Origin of the sequence: Paraburkholderia terricola, assembly GCF_003330825.1 — a bacterium.
GTDB lineage: Bacteria > Pseudomonadota > Gammaproteobacteria > Burkholderiales > Burkholderiaceae > Paraburkholderia > Paraburkholderia terricola.
In genome coordinates this window covers 4,041,580-4,059,171 of the sequence record NZ_CP024941.1, presented here as the reverse complement: position 1 = coordinate 4,059,171, position 17,592 = coordinate 4,041,580, and the positions used below count along the sequence as shown (strand labels likewise).

At 62.9% G+C, this 17,592-nt stretch carries 18 protein-coding genes; 11 read left to right on the top strand and 7 right to left on the bottom strand.

The features are described 5' to 3' along the window. Nucleotides 1-384 precede the first annotated feature (384 nt). The 4 genes from rpmH (at nucleotide 385) to yidC (ending at nucleotide 3,037) form a co-directional block, all read left to right on the top strand. Complete coding sequence (gene rpmH, locus CUJ90_RS18410) at nucleotides 385-519, top strand: 50S ribosomal protein L34 (RefSeq protein WP_114163396.1); 135 nt, start codon at nucleotides 385-387, stop codon at nucleotides 517-519. Nucleotides 520-534: 15 nt separating this feature from the next. Then, nucleotides 535-1,020, top strand: coding sequence for a ribonuclease P protein component (locus CUJ90_RS18405; protein WP_073427905.1), 486 nt, complete (start codon nucleotides 535-537; stop codon nucleotides 1,018-1,020). An 85-nt stretch (nucleotides 1,021-1,105) separates the two neighbouring features. Further along, entirely contained in the window at nucleotides 1,106-1,336 is a 231-nt protein-coding gene (yidD, locus tag CUJ90_RS18400) for a membrane protein insertion efficiency factor YidD (RefSeq protein WP_007180115.1), read from the top strand. Between the two features lie 30 nt (nucleotides 1,337-1,366). Further along, on the top strand, nucleotides 1,367-3,037 hold the full coding sequence (gene yidC, locus CUJ90_RS18395; protein ID WP_083086076.1) for a membrane protein insertase YidC: 1,671 nt from the start codon (nucleotides 1,367-1,369) through the stop codon (nucleotides 3,035-3,037). A gap of 103 nt (nucleotides 3,038-3,140) precedes the next feature. Here the strand turns inward: yidC and CUJ90_RS18390 are convergent, their stop codons facing one another. After that, complete coding sequence (locus CUJ90_RS18390; protein WP_114163395.1) at nucleotides 3,141-3,560, bottom strand: XRE family transcriptional regulator; 420 nt, start codon at nucleotides 3,558-3,560, stop codon at nucleotides 3,141-3,143. A 374-nt stretch (nucleotides 3,561-3,934) separates the two neighbouring features. On the opposite strand from CUJ90_RS18390, the gene mnmE reads away from it, so the two are divergent. The 3 genes from mnmE (at nucleotide 3,935) to CUJ90_RS32860 (ending at nucleotide 7,065) form a co-directional block, all read left to right on the top strand. After that, nucleotides 3,935-5,329, top strand: a complete 1,395-nt coding sequence (gene mnmE, locus CUJ90_RS18385) for a tRNA uridine-5-carboxymethylaminomethyl(34) synthesis GTPase MnmE (protein WP_114163394.1) — start codon at nucleotides 3,935-3,937, stop codon at nucleotides 5,327-5,329. Nucleotides 5,330-5,502: 173 nt separating this feature from the next. Next, nucleotides 5,503-6,681 carry a tyrosine-type recombinase/integrase gene (locus CUJ90_RS18380; protein WP_114163393.1) on the top strand — a complete coding sequence of 393 codons (1,179 nt, stop codon included), beginning with the start codon at nucleotides 5,503-5,505 and terminating at the stop codon, nucleotides 6,679-6,681. Between the two features lie 222 nt (nucleotides 6,682-6,903). Continuing rightward, a complete protein-coding gene (locus CUJ90_RS32860; RefSeq protein WP_167363270.1) occupies nucleotides 6,904-7,065 on the top strand; it encodes a hypothetical protein in 162 nt (53 codons plus the stop codon). Between the two features lie 75 nt (nucleotides 7,066-7,140). Here CUJ90_RS32860 and CUJ90_RS18375 read toward each other — a convergent pair whose 3' ends face one another. Then, complete coding sequence (locus CUJ90_RS18375) at nucleotides 7,141-7,482, bottom strand: ecotin precursor (RefSeq protein ID WP_114163392.1); 342 nt, start codon at nucleotides 7,480-7,482, stop codon at nucleotides 7,141-7,143. A 169-nt stretch (nucleotides 7,483-7,651) separates the two neighbouring features. Further along, nucleotides 7,652-10,429 carry an alpha-ketoglutarate dehydrogenase gene (gene mdeB, locus CUJ90_RS18370; protein ID WP_114163391.1) on the bottom strand — a complete coding sequence of 926 codons (2,778 nt, stop codon included), beginning with the start codon at nucleotides 10,427-10,429 and terminating at the stop codon, nucleotides 7,652-7,654. 152 nt (nucleotides 10,430-10,581) lie between these two features. Between mdeB and CUJ90_RS18365 the strand changes: the two genes are divergently transcribed. Both CUJ90_RS18365 and CUJ90_RS18360 read left to right on the top strand, forming a co-directional pair. Then, the gene (locus CUJ90_RS18365) at nucleotides 10,582-11,109 is read left to right on the top strand and encodes an Lrp/AsnC family transcriptional regulator (protein WP_083086066.1); all 528 of its coding nucleotides are present in this window, start codon (nucleotides 10,582-10,584) and stop codon (nucleotides 11,107-11,109) included. Between the two features lie 121 nt (nucleotides 11,110-11,230). Then, nucleotides 11,231-11,656, top strand: a complete 426-nt coding sequence (locus tag CUJ90_RS18360; RefSeq protein WP_083086064.1) for an HIT family protein — start codon at nucleotides 11,231-11,233, stop codon at nucleotides 11,654-11,656. Nucleotides 11,657-11,701: 45 nt separating this feature from the next. Here CUJ90_RS18360 and CUJ90_RS33265 read toward each other — a convergent pair whose 3' ends face one another. Beyond that, nucleotides 11,702-12,091, bottom strand: coding sequence for a hypothetical protein (locus CUJ90_RS33265; RefSeq protein ID WP_244219939.1), 390 nt, complete (start codon nucleotides 12,089-12,091; stop codon nucleotides 11,702-11,704). Between the two features lie 438 nt (nucleotides 12,092-12,529). On the opposite strand from CUJ90_RS33265, the gene sap1 reads away from it, so the two are divergent. Beyond that, nucleotides 12,530-12,868, top strand: a complete 339-nt coding sequence (sap1, locus tag CUJ90_RS18350; RefSeq protein ID WP_114163390.1) for a surface attachment protein Sap1 — start codon at nucleotides 12,530-12,532, stop codon at nucleotides 12,866-12,868. A 39-nt stretch (nucleotides 12,869-12,907) separates the two neighbouring features. After that, the gene (locus CUJ90_RS18345) at nucleotides 12,908-13,126 is read left to right on the top strand and encodes a hypothetical protein (RefSeq protein ID WP_152035358.1); all 219 of its coding nucleotides are present in this window, start codon (nucleotides 12,908-12,910) and stop codon (nucleotides 13,124-13,126) included. Here the strand turns inward: CUJ90_RS18345 and CUJ90_RS18340 are convergent. The 3 genes from CUJ90_RS18340 to araG are packed head-to-tail and all read right to left on the bottom strand — an operon-like array spanning nucleotide 13,118 to nucleotide 17,514. Continuing rightward, a complete protein-coding gene (locus CUJ90_RS18340; RefSeq protein ID WP_073427894.1) occupies nucleotides 13,118-14,851 on the bottom strand; it encodes an IlvD/Edd family dehydratase in 1,734 nt (577 codons plus the stop codon). The genes CUJ90_RS18345 and CUJ90_RS18340 overlap by 9 nt on opposite strands. A 46-nt stretch (nucleotides 14,852-14,897) precedes the next feature. Beyond that, nucleotides 14,898-15,902: an L-arabinose ABC transporter permease AraH gene (gene araH, locus CUJ90_RS18335; RefSeq protein ID WP_073427893.1), complete on the bottom strand. Its 1,005-nt coding sequence runs from the start codon at nucleotides 15,900-15,902 to the stop codon at nucleotides 14,898-14,900. A 49-nt stretch (nucleotides 15,903-15,951) separates the two neighbouring features. After that, on the bottom strand, nucleotides 15,952-17,514 hold the full coding sequence (gene araG / locus CUJ90_RS18330; RefSeq protein ID WP_083086061.1) for an L-arabinose ABC transporter ATP-binding protein AraG: 1,563 nt from the start codon (nucleotides 17,512-17,514) through the stop codon (nucleotides 15,952-15,954). Nucleotides 17,515-17,592 lie beyond the last annotated feature (78 nt).

The window sequence follows — 17,592 nt, the reverse complement described above, 5'->3', positions numbered from 1 at the left end:
CGGGTTGCTGTCGTTATGGTGTGCACGGCGGTTCGCCGCTGCCCCTGTCGCGCGCACGCAACGAGGCCCTGAGCAGCCAGGCGCAATGGCTCCAGGCGCTTGTGCCACAAGGGTTTGCGGGGCAAGCGGGCCGGAGCGGCGTGCAGGATTTTTGGGAAGTAAGGCGAGATTCTAACGCCAAATCGGAGCCAAAAGGGAGTTATCCACAGGGACCGATCATCTCGGGAAGCACGCTCGGCCGGCGGCCGGGCCCGGCTAAACTATTGACGACCAACGGAAAACGGGTTTAAATAGCGGGTTCCGCGAAAACCAATTCTGTAGACCTCCGGCCATTGCGCTTTCAGCGATGATCGCGCGGTTATTTTTCGATCAAGTGAGAGCAACATGAAACGTACTTACCAACCTTCCGTTACCCGTCGCAAGCGCACCCACGGCTTTCGCGTTCGCATGAAGACCGCCGGTGGCCGCAAGATCATCAACGCACGTCGCGCGAAGGGCCGCAAGCGCCTCGCCATCTAAGGCAGCGAGCGGCCTGTGCCGGAAAGCGAAGCCCGCGGTAAAGCGGGAGCGGCTGGAGCGCAGCAACAGGGCTCGGTTCCGTTGCGAGCGCAAGCCGCCTTCCCCAAAGCCGCAAGGCTGCTGAAAACGGATGAATTTTCATCCGTTTTTCGTTTGCGCCCGTGGCGCCGCACCGCGCATTTCGTGGTGTACGGCCGGCCCACCGGCAAAGACGCTCGCTTGGGGCTCGTCATCGGCAAGAAGTATGCGCCGCGCGCGGCCACGCGTAATCTGGTACGTCGAATCGCGCGTGAGGCCTTCCGGCTGCGTCGCGCGGAATTCGGCGGTTGGGATGTGCTGCTGCGCTTGCACACGCGCTTCGACAAGAAGGCTTTGCCGAGCGCCTCGTCGCCGCCGTTGAAGGCGCTGTGCCGCAGCGAGATCGAGGCGCTGCTCGACAAGGCGGCGCGCGAAATTGTCCGTCGCGAGGCGCCGCCCGCGGAAGCGCCCAAGACGGAATGACGCTCAAGTGACCGCCCGTATTGCACGTATCGCAGGGCGTCGTCCGGTACTCCACGTTGCGCGGCGCCGTCGGGCCGCACCAGTCATGCAAACGGTACTCATCGCTTTATTGCGTTTCTACAAGGTTGCCGTCAGCCCTATGCTCGGCAACCGGTGCCGTTTTTACCCTTCCTGCTCTGATTACGCGCGCGAAGCAATCCAGTATCATGGCGCCGCGCGCGGGACTTATCTCGCCGCCAGGCGTATTTGCCGCTGTCACCCGTTTTCCGCGGGCGGCATCGATCTCGTCCCGCCTCCCACTTCTGAAAAGCGCTGACGCGCCGTTCCATCGACACTGAGACAACGCATGGATATCAAACGCACCGTCCTATGGGTCATCTTTTTCATGTCAGCTGTCATGCTGTTCGACAACTGGCAACGCGACCACGGACGCCCGTCGATGTTCTTCCCGGGTGCCACGCCGACCAAGACCGTCGGTAGCGCCGCACCAGGAACCACGACACCGGGAACCCAGCCCGCCGATCTGCCGGCCACCAACGCAGCAACGAACGCAGCGGCGCCGGGCAACGCGCCGGCGGCAACGCAGTCGCAACTGATCAAATTCAGCACCGACGTCTATAACGGCGAAATCGACACCCGCGGCGGCACGCTGTCGAAGCTGTCGCTCGTCAAGCAAGGCGACGGCAAGCAGCCCGATCTGGTCATCACGCTGTTCGACCGCACCGCGAATCACACGTACCTGGCGCGCACGGGCCTGCTCGGCGGCGATTTCCCGAACCATAACGATGTCTACACGCCGTTGCCGAACCAGCCGCACGACCTGACGGGCGACGCCAAGTCGTTCCAGCTCAGCTTCGAGTCGCCGGTCAAGGGTGGATTGAAGGTCATCAAGACCTACACGTTCACGCGCGGCAGCTATGTGATCGGCGTCGACACGAAGATCCAGAACGTCGGCACGGCGCCGGTGAGCCCGTCGGTCTATATGGAACTGGTGCGCGACGATCAGCCGGTGGAAACGCCGCGCTTCTCGCATACGTTCATCGGACCGGCTGTCTACACCGAGCAGCATCACTTCCAGAAGATCGACTTCAGCGACATCGACAAGAACAAGGCGACCTTCGCGGACTCGGCCGACAACGGCTGGATCGCGATGGTGCAGCACTACTTCGCGTCGGCGTGGCTTCCGCAGCAAGGCGCGAAGCGCAAGATCTACGTCGAGAAGATCGATCCGGCGCTGTATCGCGTCGGCGTGCAGCAGCCGGTGGCGGCCATCGCGCCGGGTCAAACGGTCGACGTTTCCGCGCGCCTGTTCGCCGGCCCCGAGGAAGAGCGCATGCTCGAGGGCATCGCGCCGGGCCTGGAACTGGTGAAGGACTACGGCTACGTGACGATCATCGCGAAGCCGCTCTTCTGGCTGCTCGAGAAGATTCACGGTTATGTCGGCAACTGGGGCTGGGCGATCGTGCTGCTCACGGTGCTGATCAAGGCCGTGTTTTTCCCGCTGTCCGCGGCGAGCTACAAGTCGATGGCGCGCATGAAGGCGATCACGCCGCGCATGCAGGCACTGCGCGAACGCTTCAAGGGCGATCCGCAGAAGATGAACGCCGCGCTCATGGAGCTGTACAAGACCGAGAAGGTCAATCCGTTCGGCGGGTGTCTGCCGGTGGTGATCCAGATTCCGGTGTTTATCTCGCTGTACTGGGTGTTGCTGTCGTCGGTGGAAATGCGCGGCGCGCCGTGGATTCTGTGGATTCACGATCTGTCGCAACAGGATCCGTTCTTCATCCTGCCGGTGCTGATGGCGGTCTCGATGTTCCTGCAGACCAAGCTGAACCCCACGCCGCCGGACCCGGTGCAAGCCAAGATGATGATGTTCATGCCGATCGCGTTCTCGGTCATGTTCTTCTTCTTCCCGGCGGGTCTGGTGCTGTACTACGTGGTGAACAACGTACTGTCGATCGCCCAGCAGTACTACATCACGCGAATGATGGGACAGTCGAAGGCGAAAACGGCCTGATGGTCGGCTGACAAAACACGAAAAGCAGTTGCAAAAAAGCCGCCCGGTTTGCACCGGGCGGCTTTTTTATTGGTGCTGCGTGGCAACTCGCTCGACGCGCCGGCTACGCTTCGTCAGTATCCTCACCGGCCAGCCGCTCGATCATTTCCTCGACCAGAAAGCGGTCCTTTGGATTAAGCGACACGACCTTTGAGACGAGTCTGGAGGCGTGTTCGATCGTCTCGGGCGTCACCGGATATTTCTCGCCGCGCGCCAGCGGCTTCGCATTCATGCCGGGCGACGGCCCGTAATGAAGCCAATGCTCCTTGACGTTCAACCACTCGGCCAAGGTCCGCAACTTATCGGGCTTCGGGATCGTCGTACCCGTGAGCCACTTATGCGCGGTTTGCGGCGTGACCGGCCGCTCGCCGTGATAGCGAAGGTTAAACTGCTGGGCAAGCTTGGTCCCGCCGCGAATCTTCAGCGGCTCCAGAAGATCCTTCAACCTCTTGGCGAAGGCGGCTTTTTCTTTGTTGGTCGGCATGGGCGAGATTGTGCAATTCGGCGCGCGCCCAGTTGACAACCAGACAAGCTTAGGTTTCGCGTATTTGAGATAAATTTAGCTTGCATGCCGCCTCCCACAAAGCCTTTCGTCACATCGCGGTTTTTTGGTCTTTTCCTTGTCTGATATGGCCTGCTCGCGCTTCCTTGTCCTATCAAAGCCTAGTTATTCTTAAGAAGAGCGGTATCAATCCTAGCTTGCATGAGATAAATCTGAATCGCCGGTATTGAACGGTAGGGGCCACCGACCGGCAGGGGAGCGCCGCAGTCGCTGGAGGCGTCCGCGTTACAATGCCTCGCGCCGTGTCGACGCGCCCCGCACCTCCCTTCTCTCCGTTTTTTGCCACCTTTCTTTCCATGCTGACCACCGATTCCGATCCCATCATCGCCATCGCCACCGCGCCCGGACGAGGCGGCATCGGTGTCGTGCGGATTTCGTTCGGTCGCGCGGGAGAGGCGGCGGCCGAGCCGCTCATGCTGGCGCTCACCGGTCAAACACTCGCGCCGCGCCACGCAAGCTATGCGCCGTTCCTCGACGGCCCCGGCAACGTGCTGGACCGCGGCATCGCGTTGTACTTCCCGGCGCCGCACTCGTACACCGGCGAACACGTGCTGGAACTGCAAGGCCACGGTGGTCCGGTCGTGCTGCAACTGGTGCTGCAGCGTTGCATCGACGCCGGCCGCGCGTTCGGCCTGCGTCTCGCGGAGCCGGGGGAATTCACGCGTCGCGCTTTCCTCAACGACAAGCTCGATCTGGCGCAAGCCGAAGCCGTCGCCGATCTGATCGAGGCCAGCACCGAAGCCGCCGCACGCTCGGCGGGCCGCTCGCTCGACGGCGCGTTTTCGCGCGACATCCACGCGCTGGTCGAAGAAGTGATCACGCTGCGCATGCTGGTCGAAGCGACGCTCGATTTCCCGGAAGAGGAAATCGACTTCCTCGAAGCCGCCGACGCCCGCGGCAAGCTCGCGCGCATACGCGAGCGGCTTGCGCTCGTGCTGAGCGAGGCGCGGCAAGGGGCGCTGCTGCGCGAGGGTCTGTCGGTGGTGCTCGCGGGGCAGCCGAACGTCGGCAAGTCGTCGCTGCTGAACGCGCTTGCCGGCGCCGAGTTGGCGATCGTCACGCCGATTGCCGGCACGACGCGCGACAAGGTCGCGCAAACCATCCAGATCGAAGGTATCCCGCTGCACGTGATCGACACCGCCGGCCTGCGCGACACCGAGGACGAGGTGGAGAAAATCGGCATCGCGCGCACGTGGAGCGAGATCGAACGCGCGGATGTGGTCCTGCATCTACTCGACGCGCGCACCGGCATGACCGCTGAAGACGAGACGATAGCCGAGCGCTTTCCGCGCGGCGTGCCAGTCGTGCGCGTGCTGAACAAGACCGACCTGACGGATCTCGCACCGACGGTGAACGCGCTCGATCCCGATCTCGAACTCAGCGAGGTGCGTCTGTCGGCGAAACAGGGCGACGGCGTGGCGCTGCTGCGGGACGAACTGCTGCGAATCGCAGGCTGGCAAGCGGGTGCGGAAAGCGTCTACCTCGCCCGCGAGCGGCATCTGATTGCGCTGCGCGCCGCCGCGGAGCATCTGGCGACGGCGGCCGCGCACGCCGATCAGAACTCACAAGCGCTCGATCTGTTCGCCGAGGAGCTGCGTCTCGCGCAGGACCAGTTGAACTCGATCACAGGTGAATTCAGTTCGGACGACCTGCTGGGAGTGATTTTCAGCCGGTTCTGCATCGGCAAGTAGAGCGCGCTGGCGATTTCCGCCGTCTAGCCCGAAACAAAAGGCGTTTGTGGATTTTTCCGACCGCCTCGATAGCCTCGGCACTCCCGCCGGTTGACCCAAAAAGCGCGAAATCTTTGGTACACGGACATCGCAAGGTTTAGAATCGCGGCTGCCCATGTATCACGGTTTCGAGCATGCCCAAACTAGCCGTTCCTCTCACCGAAAGTCAGATTCGCGCGCTTGAACCGCGCGCGACCCGCTACTCCGTCGCCGACGGCAACGGTCTCGTGATCGAAGTCATGACGACCGGCACCAAGGTCTGGCGCTTCCGCTATTCGCTGAACGGCAAGCGGCAGCCGCTTGCCACGATCGGCGATTACAGGATGATCTCGCTGCGCGTCGCGCGCGCGCGAGCGCAGAAGTATGCGGAGATGGTCGCGCAAGGCGTCTCGCCGGTGGCCACTGCGCGGCGCGACCGCGGCGCGGAAAGCAAGGCCGACGTGCTGCGCGAAGCCGCCGAGCTTTATCTCACCACGGAAATGGCCGGCAAATCGGAAGAATATCGCCGCACCACGCGCCGCACGCTCGACAAGGACGTGTTGCCCGCCATCGGCGGCAAGCCGATCAAAGCGGTCACCTCCGACGACATCGCCGCGATCTGCGACAGAATCAAAAGCCGTGGCTCGCCGAAAATGGCGCTGCATACGCGCAACGTGGTCAAACGCCTCTACGAGTATCTGATCGCCCGCCAACTCGCGACGGCCAACCCGGCCGAGGTCATTCCGGCGCGCTCCATCGCCACCGTCGACAGCCGCACCCGCGTGCTCAGCGGAGATGAAATCGGCACGATGCTGCGCGCGATCGACGCGTCGAGCATTCGCCGCCCGCTAAAACTGGCGCTGCATCTGCTGGTGCTGACGATGGTGCGCAAGTCCGACCTGGTGGAGTCCACGTGGGCCGAATTCGATCTGGACCGGGCGCTATGGACGATACCCGCCGCGCGTCTGAAGAAGGACCGGGACCAGCGCGTGCATCTCGCGCACCAGGCGGTCGACCTGCTGCGCGAGCTTCATCGCGCGAGAGCGGGCCGACATTTTGTATTTCCGAGCGTCAGAGGCGACGATCGGCCCATCGCCAGGAGCACGCTGAATCAGGCGGTCAAGGCACTCGGGCTCGACGTGGAGCATTTCGTTTTGCACGACTTCCGGCGGACGGCCTCGGCGCATCTGCGCGACATGGCGCAACGCTCCGATGCGCTCGAAGGTCTGGAGCAACAGCCCACGGCTGCGGAACATACAACCGGTCAGCGTCGAATCGCGCAACGTTGGGCGGATTTCGTGGATGCGCAGATTGAAGGCGCTGCAAAGCGGTGAGCGGCTCGCCACCGTCCGCGCAAGAGCCGGCTAGTTGGTACACAACGAACCATGCAACGAACTCAAGACCTTGTAGAAAAAGCGAAATTGGCTTTGTCGTCAGGTTTTGAACCTCAAGGTTCAGCGATGTCCCGGCACTCGCCACGAACCATCACGTCCTCCTTTCTTCCCGCATTTCATCGCCTACACTGGAGCAGTGACCCAACTCATGCGGAGGCTCCCATGTCTGAATCGTTGATCGCTTATTTGCTGGGGCCCCTCGTCATGCTGTTCGTCGGCGTTGCCATTTGGGCCGCGTCGCACTATCACCGGAAGACAAGGCCGCAACGGCTGGAGCGCTGGCTCGATACACATTACGCGGAGTGGCTGCACCACAAACATTGAGCGGCGGACAGTAAAAAGCCGTTCCTGCCTACGCAGGAACGGCTTTTTACGTTTGGCGCAGCGTCGGCTACGCGCTTACCAACCCGGTTGAGGCTCCGAATAGCCATACTGTCCGGGCGGCGGCGCGCCGCACCCAACATACGCCCGTTGGTACCGGTCATAGCAATATCCCGGCGGCGGCCCTGCGTAGGCCGGAGCCGGCTGATACGCCGGCTGCGCATACACCGGCTGCGCGTAGACAGGCTGCTGGTATGCGACCACGGGCGCTGGATTCAGCACGGACGTCACCACCGCGCCGAGCACCGCCCCGCCGATCAGCGCACCGATCACGTCGCCGCCACCATTGCCATGAGCCGAGGCTTGCCCCGCCATGCTCAGGCTTCCGACCATCAACAACGCCACCGCAATCTTTTTCATGTTGGACTCCCGCCGTTCAGGCATGAACAGATTGTGGACGGCGCGAGCGGAAATAGATGCTGCAAGTGGTAACCGGGCATTACCGGTGTAACGCCCGAGCGGACGCCGCGTCGGGCTGTCTCGCGCGAGCGCGATGGACAGAATCAGAAGACGATCACCGCTTGATCGATCAGCATTGCCACGAAGCCGCGCCAACTGCCGCATCGCCTCGATACTTGCGACGCGCTTCCATGAGCACGCTCGCCTCGATCGCGCCCTCGTCCGCCAGTGCCTTCAACGCCGCAATCACGATCGCCTTGCGGTCCACTTCGAAGAACTCGCGCAACGCCTGGCGCGTGTCGCTGCGCCCGAACCCGTCGGTGCCGAGCGTCACGTAGCGTCGCGGCACGTAGGCGCGGATCAGTTCGGGCAGCGCGCGAACGTAGTCGGTGGCCGCGATGACCGGGCCTTGCGACGTTTCGAGCGCCTTCGTGATGTATGGCGCGCTAGTCGCCTCGCCAAGCCGCGCCTCTCTCTCTGACGTCATGCCGTCACGCTGCAACTCGGTGAAGCTGGTCACGCTCCACACGGCCGCTTCAACTTGCCAGTCATCCCTTAACAACCGCTGCGCAGCAATGACCTCACCAAGAATCGCGCCCGCGCCGAGCAACTGCACCTGGGCTGAAACTGCTGAAGTTGCCGGCTGCGTTTGCTCGCCAAGCGGATAAATGCCCTTGAGAATACCTTCGCGCAGCGCCTGCAAGTCGCCGCCCGGCACCGACGGCTGCGCGTAATTTTCGTTCATCACGGTGACGTAATAGAACACGTCGCGCTGCGCTTCCACCATCTCGCGCATGCCTTCGTCGACGATCGCGGCGAGCTCGTAGGCGAACGCCGGATCGTACGCGCGGCAGTTCGGAATCGTCGACGCGGCCAGATGGCTCGTGCCGTCCTGATGCTGCAAGCCCTCGCCGCCGAGCGTCGTCTTGCCCGACGTCGCGCCAATCAGGAAGCCGCGTGCGCGCTGATCCGCCGCGGCCCAGATCAGGTCGCCGATGCGCTGGAAACCGAACATCGAGTAGTAGATGTAGAACGGCAGCATCGGCAGGTCGTGCACGCTGTACGAAGTCGCCGCCGCGATCCACGACGACACCGCGCCCGCTTCCGAAATGCCCTCTTCGAGAATTTGCCCCTTCGTATCCTCGCGGTAATACAGCATCGAACCGAGGTCTTCCGGTTCGTACATTTGCCCGAGCGGCGAATAGATTCCGACCTGGCGGAACATGTTCGCCATGCCGAACGTGCGCGCCTCGTCGGCGACGATCGGCACCACGCGCGGACCCACTTCGCCGTCCTTGAGCAAGGCGGTCAGCATGCGCACGAGCGCCATCGTCGTGGACATCTCGCGGCCGTTCGCGTCCAGCGCGAATTGTCCCCAGGAGGACATCGGCGGAACGGTCAGCCCCGCCGATGCAACTCTCCGCCTTCTGGGCAGATAGCCTCCCAAGGCAGCCCGGCGAGCATGCAGGTATTGCATCTCGGGGCTGTCTTCCGCTGGTTTGTAAAACTTCACCTGTTCGACGTCGTCATCCGTGAGCGGCAGACGAAAGCGGTCGCGAAACGCCTTGAGATCGTCGAAGCCGAGCTTCTTTTGCTGATGCGTGGTCATGCGGCCCTGGCCGGAGGCGCCCATGCCGAAGCCCTTCATCGTCTTCGCGAGGATCACCGTCGGCTGACCGCGATGCGCGAGCGCCCTTGCATACGCCGCGTGCAGTTTGCGCACGTCATGGCCGCCGCGGCGCAGGCGGTCGATCTCTTCGTCTGAAAGCTGCTCGGCGAGCGCCGCGAGTTCCGGGTTCTGGCCGAAGAAGCGCTCGCGGTTGTACGCGCCGTCGTTGGCGGAGAAGGTCTGGAATTGCCCATCGACGGTATGCGCGAACGCGCGCAGCAAGGCGCCGCTGCGGTCGCGCGAGAACAGCGCGTCCCAGTCCGAGCCCCACACGACCTTGATCACGTTCCAGCCCGCGCCGATAAAGTGCGCTTCGAGTTCGTCGATGATGCGGCCGTTGCTGCGCACCGGACCATCCAGACGCTGCAGGTTGCAGTTGATCACGAACACGAGGTTGTCGAGCCCCTCGCGGGCGGCGAGCGAAAGCGCGCCGGTGGATTCGGGCTCGTCCATCTCGCCGTCGCCGAAAAAGCCCCACACCTTGCGGCCTTCCGTTTGCGCGAGGCCGCGATTGGCGAGGTAGCGCATGAAACGCGCCTGGTAAATGGCGTTGATCGGGCCGATGCCCATCGAGCCGGTTGGGAACTGCCAGAAGTCCGGCATCAGCCACGGATGCGGATACGAACACAAACCCGGACCGCCGATCTCGCGGCGATAGTGCTGAAGCTGTTGCTCGCTCAAAAAGCCTTCGAGGTACGCCCGCGCATACACGCCCGGCGACGAATGCGGCTGGAAGTAAACGAGGTCGCCCGTGCCTGCCTCGCCGCCCGGCGCCGCAGCCTGGAAGAAATGATTGAAGCCGACTTCGAACAGATCGGCCGCCGACGCGTAGCTCGCGATATGCCCGCCGAGTTCGCCGTAAGCCTTGTTCGCGCGCACCACCATCGCGAGCGCGTTCCAGCGCAGCGCGCCAGCAAGCTTCTCCTCCAGTTCGAGATTGCCCGGATAGCGCGGCTGGTCTTCGAACGGAATCGTGTTGCGGTACGGCGTGACGTTGCTGCGCGCCGATTCGACGCCCAGCGAGAGCGCGTGGCTCGCGAGCCGGTCGAACAGGAATTGCGCGCGCTCGCGGCCGACGTGCGCGACCACCGCGTCGAGCGCCTCCAGCCATTCGGCGGTTTCCTGCGGGTCGACGTCCTCGTGCCGCGCGCCGTCCGTGCCGGCTGTGCCGTTTTCGCCTTGCGCGCGCTGAACGTGCAAGGACCGCAACTGCTCGCTACCGCTGGACAAATCCGTCATGGCACCACTCCCGCATCGACGCGTTCGGTTCAAGATCGAGTGAGACAATGGTAACCATGCATCCGCGAAATGAGCGTCTCATTTGCTTGCGATGCCGGGCTGCGATAGGCTATTTATTCCGGATTTTGCACCTTCCACGGAATATTTCATCCATGACCACGCCACCCAGACGGCTCGACCGGATCGACATCGGCATCCTGAGCCAGTTGCAGCAGAACGCGCGCATCACCAATGCGGATCTCGCCCGCGCGGTGAACCTGTCGCCCACGCCGTGCTTCAACCGTGTGCGCGCGCTCGAAAAGCTCGGCCTCTTCAAGCAGCAGGTCACGTTGCTGAACCCGGAGCCGCTGGGCTTGCGCATCAACGTGTTCATTCAGGTGAGTCTGGAAAAGCAGGTGGAAGACGCCCTGCTGCGTTTCGAGCAGGCGATTTCCGAGCGCCCCGAGGTGATGGAGTGCTATCTGATGACCGGCGACGCCGACTATCTGCTGCGCGTGGTCATGCCGGATATGCAGACCTTGGAGCGTTTCATCGTCGATCATCTGACGAAGATTCCGGGCATCTCCAATATCCGCTCGAGTTTCGCGCTCAAGCAGGTGCGCTATAAGACGGCGCTGCCGCTGCCGTCGTCGGGACTGACGCTGACCGATCCCGACGACATTGCGACCGACTGGCGCTAGGCCGCGTTCAAGCAGCCGCAACCGCCCGAGCGCGCGGCGCGCGCGCTGTAACCGATGTGGTGGACAATATCGGCGACAGCGGCAAGGCCCCGATACCACCTCAACCTGGAGAGAAAGCGCGATGAACTACGACGACAGCAATCCATTCGCGAGGATTCTGCGTGGCGAACTACCTTGCATCAAAGTGGCGGAGACCGGCGCCGCCCTCGCCTTCATGGACCTGATGCCGCAAGCCGACGGCCACTTGCTGGTCGTGCCGAAAGAAGCGGTGGCGGAGATTTTCGAGTTGTCGGACGCGTCGGTCGTGGCCTGCATGCGCATGACACAGAAGCTCGCCATTGCGGTTCGCGCGGCGCTGCGGCCGGACGGCGTATTCATTGGACAGTTCAACGGCGCGGCGGCGGGACAGACCGTGCCGCACGTGCATTTTCATGTGATTCCGCGCTGGGAAGGTCAGCCGCTGCGCATGCACGCACGCGACGTCGCCGATGCGGCCACGCTCGAAGCGCTGGCAAAACGCATTCGCGATCATTGGCGCGCCGACTGAGGCGAGCGCTGAGCGCGGCCAGGGTGGTCGACTATCCGCAGCGGCTCATGGGCGGTGCCGCGAGCGGCGCAGCGGATGCCGCCAGTCGTGCCGGCGAGGTGGCGCGTGCATGGGCCGCATGTCATGCAGATGACGGTGTTCCTGCCACAATTCGTCGGAGAAAAGAAACGCGACGATGAGCAGCGGAATCACCAGAAACGCGCCCAGTATCAATTGCTCGATCACGGTAGCCTCCAGGCGTGGGAGCATCAATTCATTGTAGAGCACCGCACGTGCCCGTACCGTTGCGCGCCACTCATAACGCGCGGCCGCTCGCCTGGGACAACGCACCGCCCCGCGCTCGCCGCAATCGCATTGCGCCTCGCTCGTTGCAAGAATGCGCTGCGCCGGAGTGAACCGTTGCAAGAACTTCTCGCCGGTGCTCGACGTGCGCAAGGTCTACCCCGTCGCGACGAATTCAGCCCACCGATTGACGCCTGGCATTGTTTATCTTCTGCACGTACACCGTTATTTCGTGATCCTGGATGAATCAACCGAACGACTTTGTGTGCAACGCACCAAAACCCCGGATTGATTGTAGTAAATCACTTAATTTGAGCCTCTCGTTTACGTGAATAAGCGCCGCAAAGCGTTACTGGATAAAGCGGCGAGTGCCGCGCATCGACCAATTACCCGTCACTAATCCGTCTATTCGAGGCGCTGCCTATCGTTTAGGCAAGCGCGGCGCGTGGTGCGACAATTCGCCACTGTTGCGACCGCACACAAGATGTGCTTGTCGTTCTCTCCGGTTTGCCTAAAGTGCAAGGTGCGGGTTCGACGTTAAAGTTAAATACATAGCTAACCTTGAGTATTGAAACCCGCACCGGAGGAAATATGAAAAAGCAAATCGCCCTTCTTTTCGCCATTGCGGGTTTGGCTGCCGCTTCTGTTCAGGCGCAAGACGTCATGCTCAAGCCGCAGCAAACCATCCAGTTCAAGGCCAATGCCTATGGCTGCGTGTCGAAGGACAAGCTCGATGCCGTCGACCTGCATGCGCAGGCCGGTGAACAGCAGAAAATGCAGGAATTCTTCTCCGGCTATCAATGCGTCTCCACGCCGGAAAACTCAAGTTTCCGCGTGGTTCGCGTGGTCGGCCACGATGTCGAATTCGTGAATGCCGCCAATAGCGATACGCAAGGTCTTTGGGCACACGATCGATTCATCAAGCAATAACCGAACGCCGATATTCCCGCGAAATGCGGGAATATGACGATGCACGTGGCAATCCCCCGTTTTTCCAAAAATCGGGGCGGTGAACTCGTGATTTATAAAACGGCGAGCATTCAATGCGTCGCCGTTTTTTATTTTCCGCGCCGATTTAACGGGCATAAAAAAGCCGATGCGGTTTTCAAGCCGCATCGGCAGACGCCTTCTCGCAAAGCGCAGGAACAAACGTTAATTCGTCATGCGTCGATCAGCCGGTCAATGTGAATCGCGCGGCACCGGCGCGCCGCTCGACCCCACCAGAAAATCGAGGTCAGCGCCCTGATCCGCTTGCAGCACGTGCTCGACGTAAAGCTTGTAATAGCCGCGCGTGGGCGGCGCCGGCGGCTGCCAGGACGCGCGCCGGCGCGCCAGTTCCTCGTCGGTGACATCGAGGTGCAGGCGGCGTGCTTCAACGTCGAGTTCGATCATGTCGCCGGTCTGCACGAACGCGAGCGGACCGCCCGCGGCCGCCTCGGGCGACACGTGCAGCACCACCGCGCCGTAGGCGGTGCCGCTCATGCGGCCGTCAGAAATGCGCACCATGTCCGTGATGCCCTTTTGCAGCACTTTTTTCGGCAGCGGCATGTTGCCGACTTCCGCAAAGCCCGGATAGCCCTTCGGCCCCGCGCCCTTGAGCACCATGATGCAGTGCTCGTCGATGTCGAGCGAATCGTCGTCGATCCTGGCGTGCAATTCCTCGATGTTTTCGAACACCACCGCGCGGCCGCGATGCTTGAGCAGCGCCTCGGTCGCCGCCGACGGCTTGATCACCGCGCCATTCGGCGCAAGGTTGCCCTTGAGCACCGCAATGCCCGCCTTCGGCTTGAACGGCTCGGCGAACGTCGTGATGACCTTCTCGTCGTGATTCGGCGCGTTGCGCACGTTGTCCCAGATCGTCTTGCCGTTCACCGTCAGCGCTTCGCGATGCAGCAGCCCTTGCTCGCCGAGTTGCTTGAGCACCGCCGGCAAGCCGCCCGCGTAGTAAAAGTCTTCCATCAGGTATTCGCCCGACGGTTGCAGATTCACGAGGCACGGCACGTTCGAGCCCAGTTCCCAATCTTCCAGCGACAACTCGACGCCGATGCGCTTCGCGAGCGCGATCAGATGCACGACCGCATTGGTCGACCCGCCGATCGCCGCGTTGGTGCGGATCGCGTTTTCGAACGCCTGGCGCGTGAGGATCTTGTCCATCGTGAGGTCCTCGCGAACCATGTCGACGATGCGCCGGCCCGCGAGATGCGCAAGCACTTGCCGGCGCGCGTCCACCGCGGGAATCGCCGCGTTGTGCGGCAAGCCCATGCCGAGCGATTCGACCATCGAGGCCATCGTCGACGCCGTGCCCATCGTCATGCAGTGGCCGCGCGAACGGTTCATGCACGATTCGGCTTCGGTGAATTCCTCCGGCGTCATCGTGCCGGCGCGCACTTCCTCGGACATCTGCCAGACGCCCGTGCCCGAGCCGATGTTCTTGCCGCGAAACCGGCCGTTGAGCATCGGTCCGCCCGACACCGCCAGCGCCGGCAAATTGCACGACGCCGCGCCCATCAGCAGCGCGGGCGTGGTCTTGTCGCAGCCGACCAGCAGAATCACGCCGTCCATCGGATTGCCGCGAATCGACTCCTCGACGTCCATCGAAGCGAGATTGCGAAACAGCATCGCGGTGGGCCGCAAATTGGTCTCGCCGAGCGACATCACCGGAAACTCCAGCGGCAAGCCGCCCGCTTCATGCACGCCCTTTTTCACGTACTCGGCCAGCTCGCGGAAGTGCGCGTTGCACGGCGTCAGCTCGGACCATGTATTGCAGATGCCGATCACCGGGCGGCCGTCGAATTCGTCGTGCGGGATGCCCTGGTTTTTCATCCACGATCGATGCAGGAAACCGTCGCGGTCCTTGAGGCCAAACCATGCCTGGCTGCGCAGCGGTTTTTTAGTCTGGTTCGAATCGGCCATGAAATCTCCTGTTGGCAAGCATATGGAGGCGAGCGCGTGTCGCTCCTCAGTGCACGCGCTTGCTGCGGCGGAACTGGTCGAACAGCACCGCGAGCAGCAGAATCCCGCCGCGAATCAGGTATTGATAGAAAGTGGGCACGTTCATCAGGCTCATTGCGTCCTGCACCGAGCCCATGATCAGCACGCCCACCAGCACGCCGGAAATCGTCGCGACGCCGCCCGTCAGCGAGACGCCGCCGAGCACGCACGCGGAGATCACGCCGAGTTCGAGCCCGACCGAGGTTTTCGGGTCGCCGAGACTCATCCGCGACGCCAGCATCACGCCCGCGAAGCCGGTCACGAGACCTTGCAATACGAACACCGTGATCTTGATGCGCGTGACGGGCAAGCCCGCGAGGAGGGCGGCCTCGCTGTTGCCGCCGACGGCCAGCACGTTCTTGCCGAACACGGTTTTCTTCAGCAGGAAACCGAATAGCACGAAGCCGATGATGTTGCTCCAGATCGGGAACGAAATGCCGAGGAACGCGCCGCCGCCGAGGTCGAAGAAGCTTTCCTCGGAAATCATCACCGCGTCGCCGTGCGACGTGATGAACGCGAGGCCGCGCACGACTTCCATCATCGCGAGCGTGACGATCAGCGAGTTGATCTTGTAGCGCGCGATCAGCACGCCGTTCACGAGTCCGACCGCGCCGCCCGCGAGCACGCCGCCCGCGACGCCGAGCATCACGCTATGCGTCGCCGTGATCAAGGTGGACGCCACCACGCCGGCAAACGCGACGATCGACGCCACGGACAAATCCACCTCGCCGAGCGCGAGCACGAACATCATCGTCACGGAGATGGAGCCGATCAGCGTGACGGACAGCAGCAAGCCCTGGATATTTCGCGAGCTGAGGAAATCGGGCACGGTAAACGACAGCACGGCGAACAGGATGATGAACACCATCACGATGCCGGACTTGTTGACGAGGTCCCAGGTGCGCGCGGCGCGCGCGCTCAAGCCGGCGGATGCGACGGCTGGCGTGGAGGATTCGGTTGAAGGTGTGTGCATGATGTTTATTCCAGTTTCAATGGCGCGATTCGGCGGCCTTTCGATGGTGTTAGCGGGGCAGGGCGAGCTTGATGAGCGCATCCGGCGTGGCCTGCGCCTTCGGCAGATTGCCGACGATGCAGCCTTCCTTCATCACGATCACGCGGTCCGCCACGCCGATCACCTCGGCCAGATCGCTCGACACGACGATGACCGTGCGGCCCGCTTCGGCGAGCCCATACAACAGGCCGTAAATCTCGCTGCGCGCGCCGACGTCGATGCCGCGCGTGGGCTCGTCCATCAGGAACACGTCGATCTCTTCCGCGAGCCAGCGCGACAGAATCACCTTCTGCTGATTGCCGCCCGAGAGCGTGCCGATCGGCGTCTCGCCGTTGCGCGTCTTGATCGCGAGCTTGCCGATGAACTCCTTCGCGGTTTGCGCTTCCTTGCGGCCGTTGAGTACGTTGAAGCGGCTGAAATGGCGCCGGCAACTGATGTTGAGGTTGTCCGACACCGAGGCGATCGACACGATGCCTTCCTGCTTGCGATCTTCCGGGCACAACGCGACGCCCGCGCGCACCGCGTCGCGCGGCGTGGCGAAGCGCACCGGCTTGCCCTTGAGCGTGATTTCGCCGGCGCTCGGCTTGACCGCGCCGTAGATCAGCTTCATCAACTCGGAACGGCCCGCGCCGACAAGGCCGAAGAAGCCGACGATTTCGCCCTTGCGCGCAACGAAGGAAGCCGGTTCACGCAAGCCGCGTCCCATCAATCCGTTGACTTCGAGCTGCACGCCGCCGAGTTCGCGTGAGCGATAGCCGTACACGTCGGCGATCGAGCGGCCCACCATGCAGCTGATCAGCCGGTCGCGGTCGAGCCCTTCACCGGCTGCGAACGTATCGATGCGGCGGCCGTCGCGAAACACCGTCACGCGATCGCACAGTTCGTAGACTTCGTCCATCCGATGCGTGACGTAAATGATCGCGCGGCCCTCGGCCCTCAATGCGCGGATGATTCGGAACAGTTGGGTGGTCTCGCGCGACGACAGCGAACTGGTCGGTTCGTCGAAGGCGATCACGCGTGCGTCGCGCATCAGCGCCTTGCCGATCTCGATCATCTGACGCTGGCCGATCGACAGATTCTTCACCTGCTGCGACGGATCGATCTTCTCGCCGAGCCGTTCCAGTTCACGCACCGCGCGCGCCACCAGCGCTTTTTCGTCGAGCACGCCAAAACGGTTGGGCAGGGCGCCGAGCATCAGGTTTTCCGCGACCGTCAACTCCGGCACCAGATGCAGTTCCTGATAGATGATCGCGACGCCCGCCGCGATGGCTGCCTTCGTGGTGGTGAAGTGCTGCTCGACGCCATCGAGCGACAACGTGCCCGCCGCCGGTTGATTCACGCCGGACAGCACCTTGAGCAACGTCGATTTGCCTGCGCCGTTTTCGCCCATCAGGCCGTGCACCTCGCCGCGCCGCACTTCCAGCGACACCTGGTCGAGCGCGAGCACGCCGGGAAAGCGCACGGTGATGCCGTCGAGTTGCAGATACGGCTCGGTGGAGTCGGGCACAGGCGAGGGCGCTTGCGCCGAAAGCGTCGCTGCGCCCGCGTGGGACTCAGTGTGTGAGGACGTCATCGAAAAACCTTGAGCTGAAGGACAAACGCGCGGGCCGCGCTCGCAGTGGCGTGATGCTCGCTACGCGAGGCGGCCCGC

Excerpts from the sequence above, each read along its gene's own strand:
- sap1 (WP_114163390.1), top strand. The coding sequence starts at position 12,530 with ATGAAAAAGCAAATCGCCCTTCTTTTCGCCATTGCGGGTTTGGCTGCC.
- CUJ90_RS18345 (WP_152035358.1), top strand. The coding sequence starts at position 12,908 with ATGCACGTGGCAATCCCCCGTTTTTCCAAAAATCGGGGCGGTGAACTC.
- CUJ90_RS18360 (WP_083086064.1), top strand. The coding sequence starts at position 11,231 with ATGAACTACGACGACAGCAATCCATTCGCGAGGATTCTGCGTGGCGAA.
- CUJ90_RS18365 (WP_083086066.1), top strand. The coding sequence starts at position 10,582 with ATGACCACGCCACCCAGACGGCTCGACCGGATCGACATCGGCATCCTG.
- araG (WP_083086061.1), bottom strand. The coding sequence starts at position 17,514 with ATGACGTCCTCACACACTGAGTCCCACGCGGGCGCAGCGACGCTTTCG.
- CUJ90_RS18340 (WP_073427894.1), bottom strand. The coding sequence starts at position 14,851 with ATGGCCGATTCGAACCAGACTAAAAAACCGCTGCGCAGCCAGGCATGG.
- CUJ90_RS18390 (WP_114163395.1), bottom strand. The coding sequence starts at position 3,560 with ATGCCGACCAACAAAGAAAAAGCCGCCTTCGCCAAGAGGTTGAAGGAT.
- yidC (WP_083086076.1), top strand. The coding sequence starts at position 1,367 with ATGGATATCAAACGCACCGTCCTATGGGTCATCTTTTTCATGTCAGCT.
- CUJ90_RS18380 (WP_114163393.1), top strand. The coding sequence starts at position 5,503 with ATGCCCAAACTAGCCGTTCCTCTCACCGAAAGTCAGATTCGCGCGCTT.
- mnmE (WP_114163394.1), top strand. The coding sequence starts at position 3,935 with ATGCTGACCACCGATTCCGATCCCATCATCGCCATCGCCACCGCGCCC.
- mdeB (WP_114163391.1), bottom strand. The coding sequence starts at position 10,429 with ATGACGGATTTGTCCAGCGGTAGCGAGCAGTTGCGGTCCTTGCACGTT.
- araH (WP_073427893.1), bottom strand. The coding sequence starts at position 15,902 with ATGCACACACCTTCAACCGAATCCTCCACGCCAGCCGTCGCATCCGCC.
- CUJ90_RS32860 (WP_167363270.1), top strand. The coding sequence starts at position 6,904 with ATGTCTGAATCGTTGATCGCTTATTTGCTGGGGCCCCTCGTCATGCTG.
- yidD (WP_007180115.1), top strand. The coding sequence starts at position 1,106 with ATGCAAACGGTACTCATCGCTTTATTGCGTTTCTACAAGGTTGCCGTC.
- CUJ90_RS18375 (WP_114163392.1), bottom strand. The coding sequence starts at position 7,482 with ATGAAAAAGATTGCGGTGGCGTTGTTGATGGTCGGAAGCCTGAGCATG.
- rpmH (WP_114163396.1), top strand. The coding sequence starts at position 385 with ATGAAACGTACTTACCAACCTTCCGTTACCCGTCGCAAGCGCACCCAC.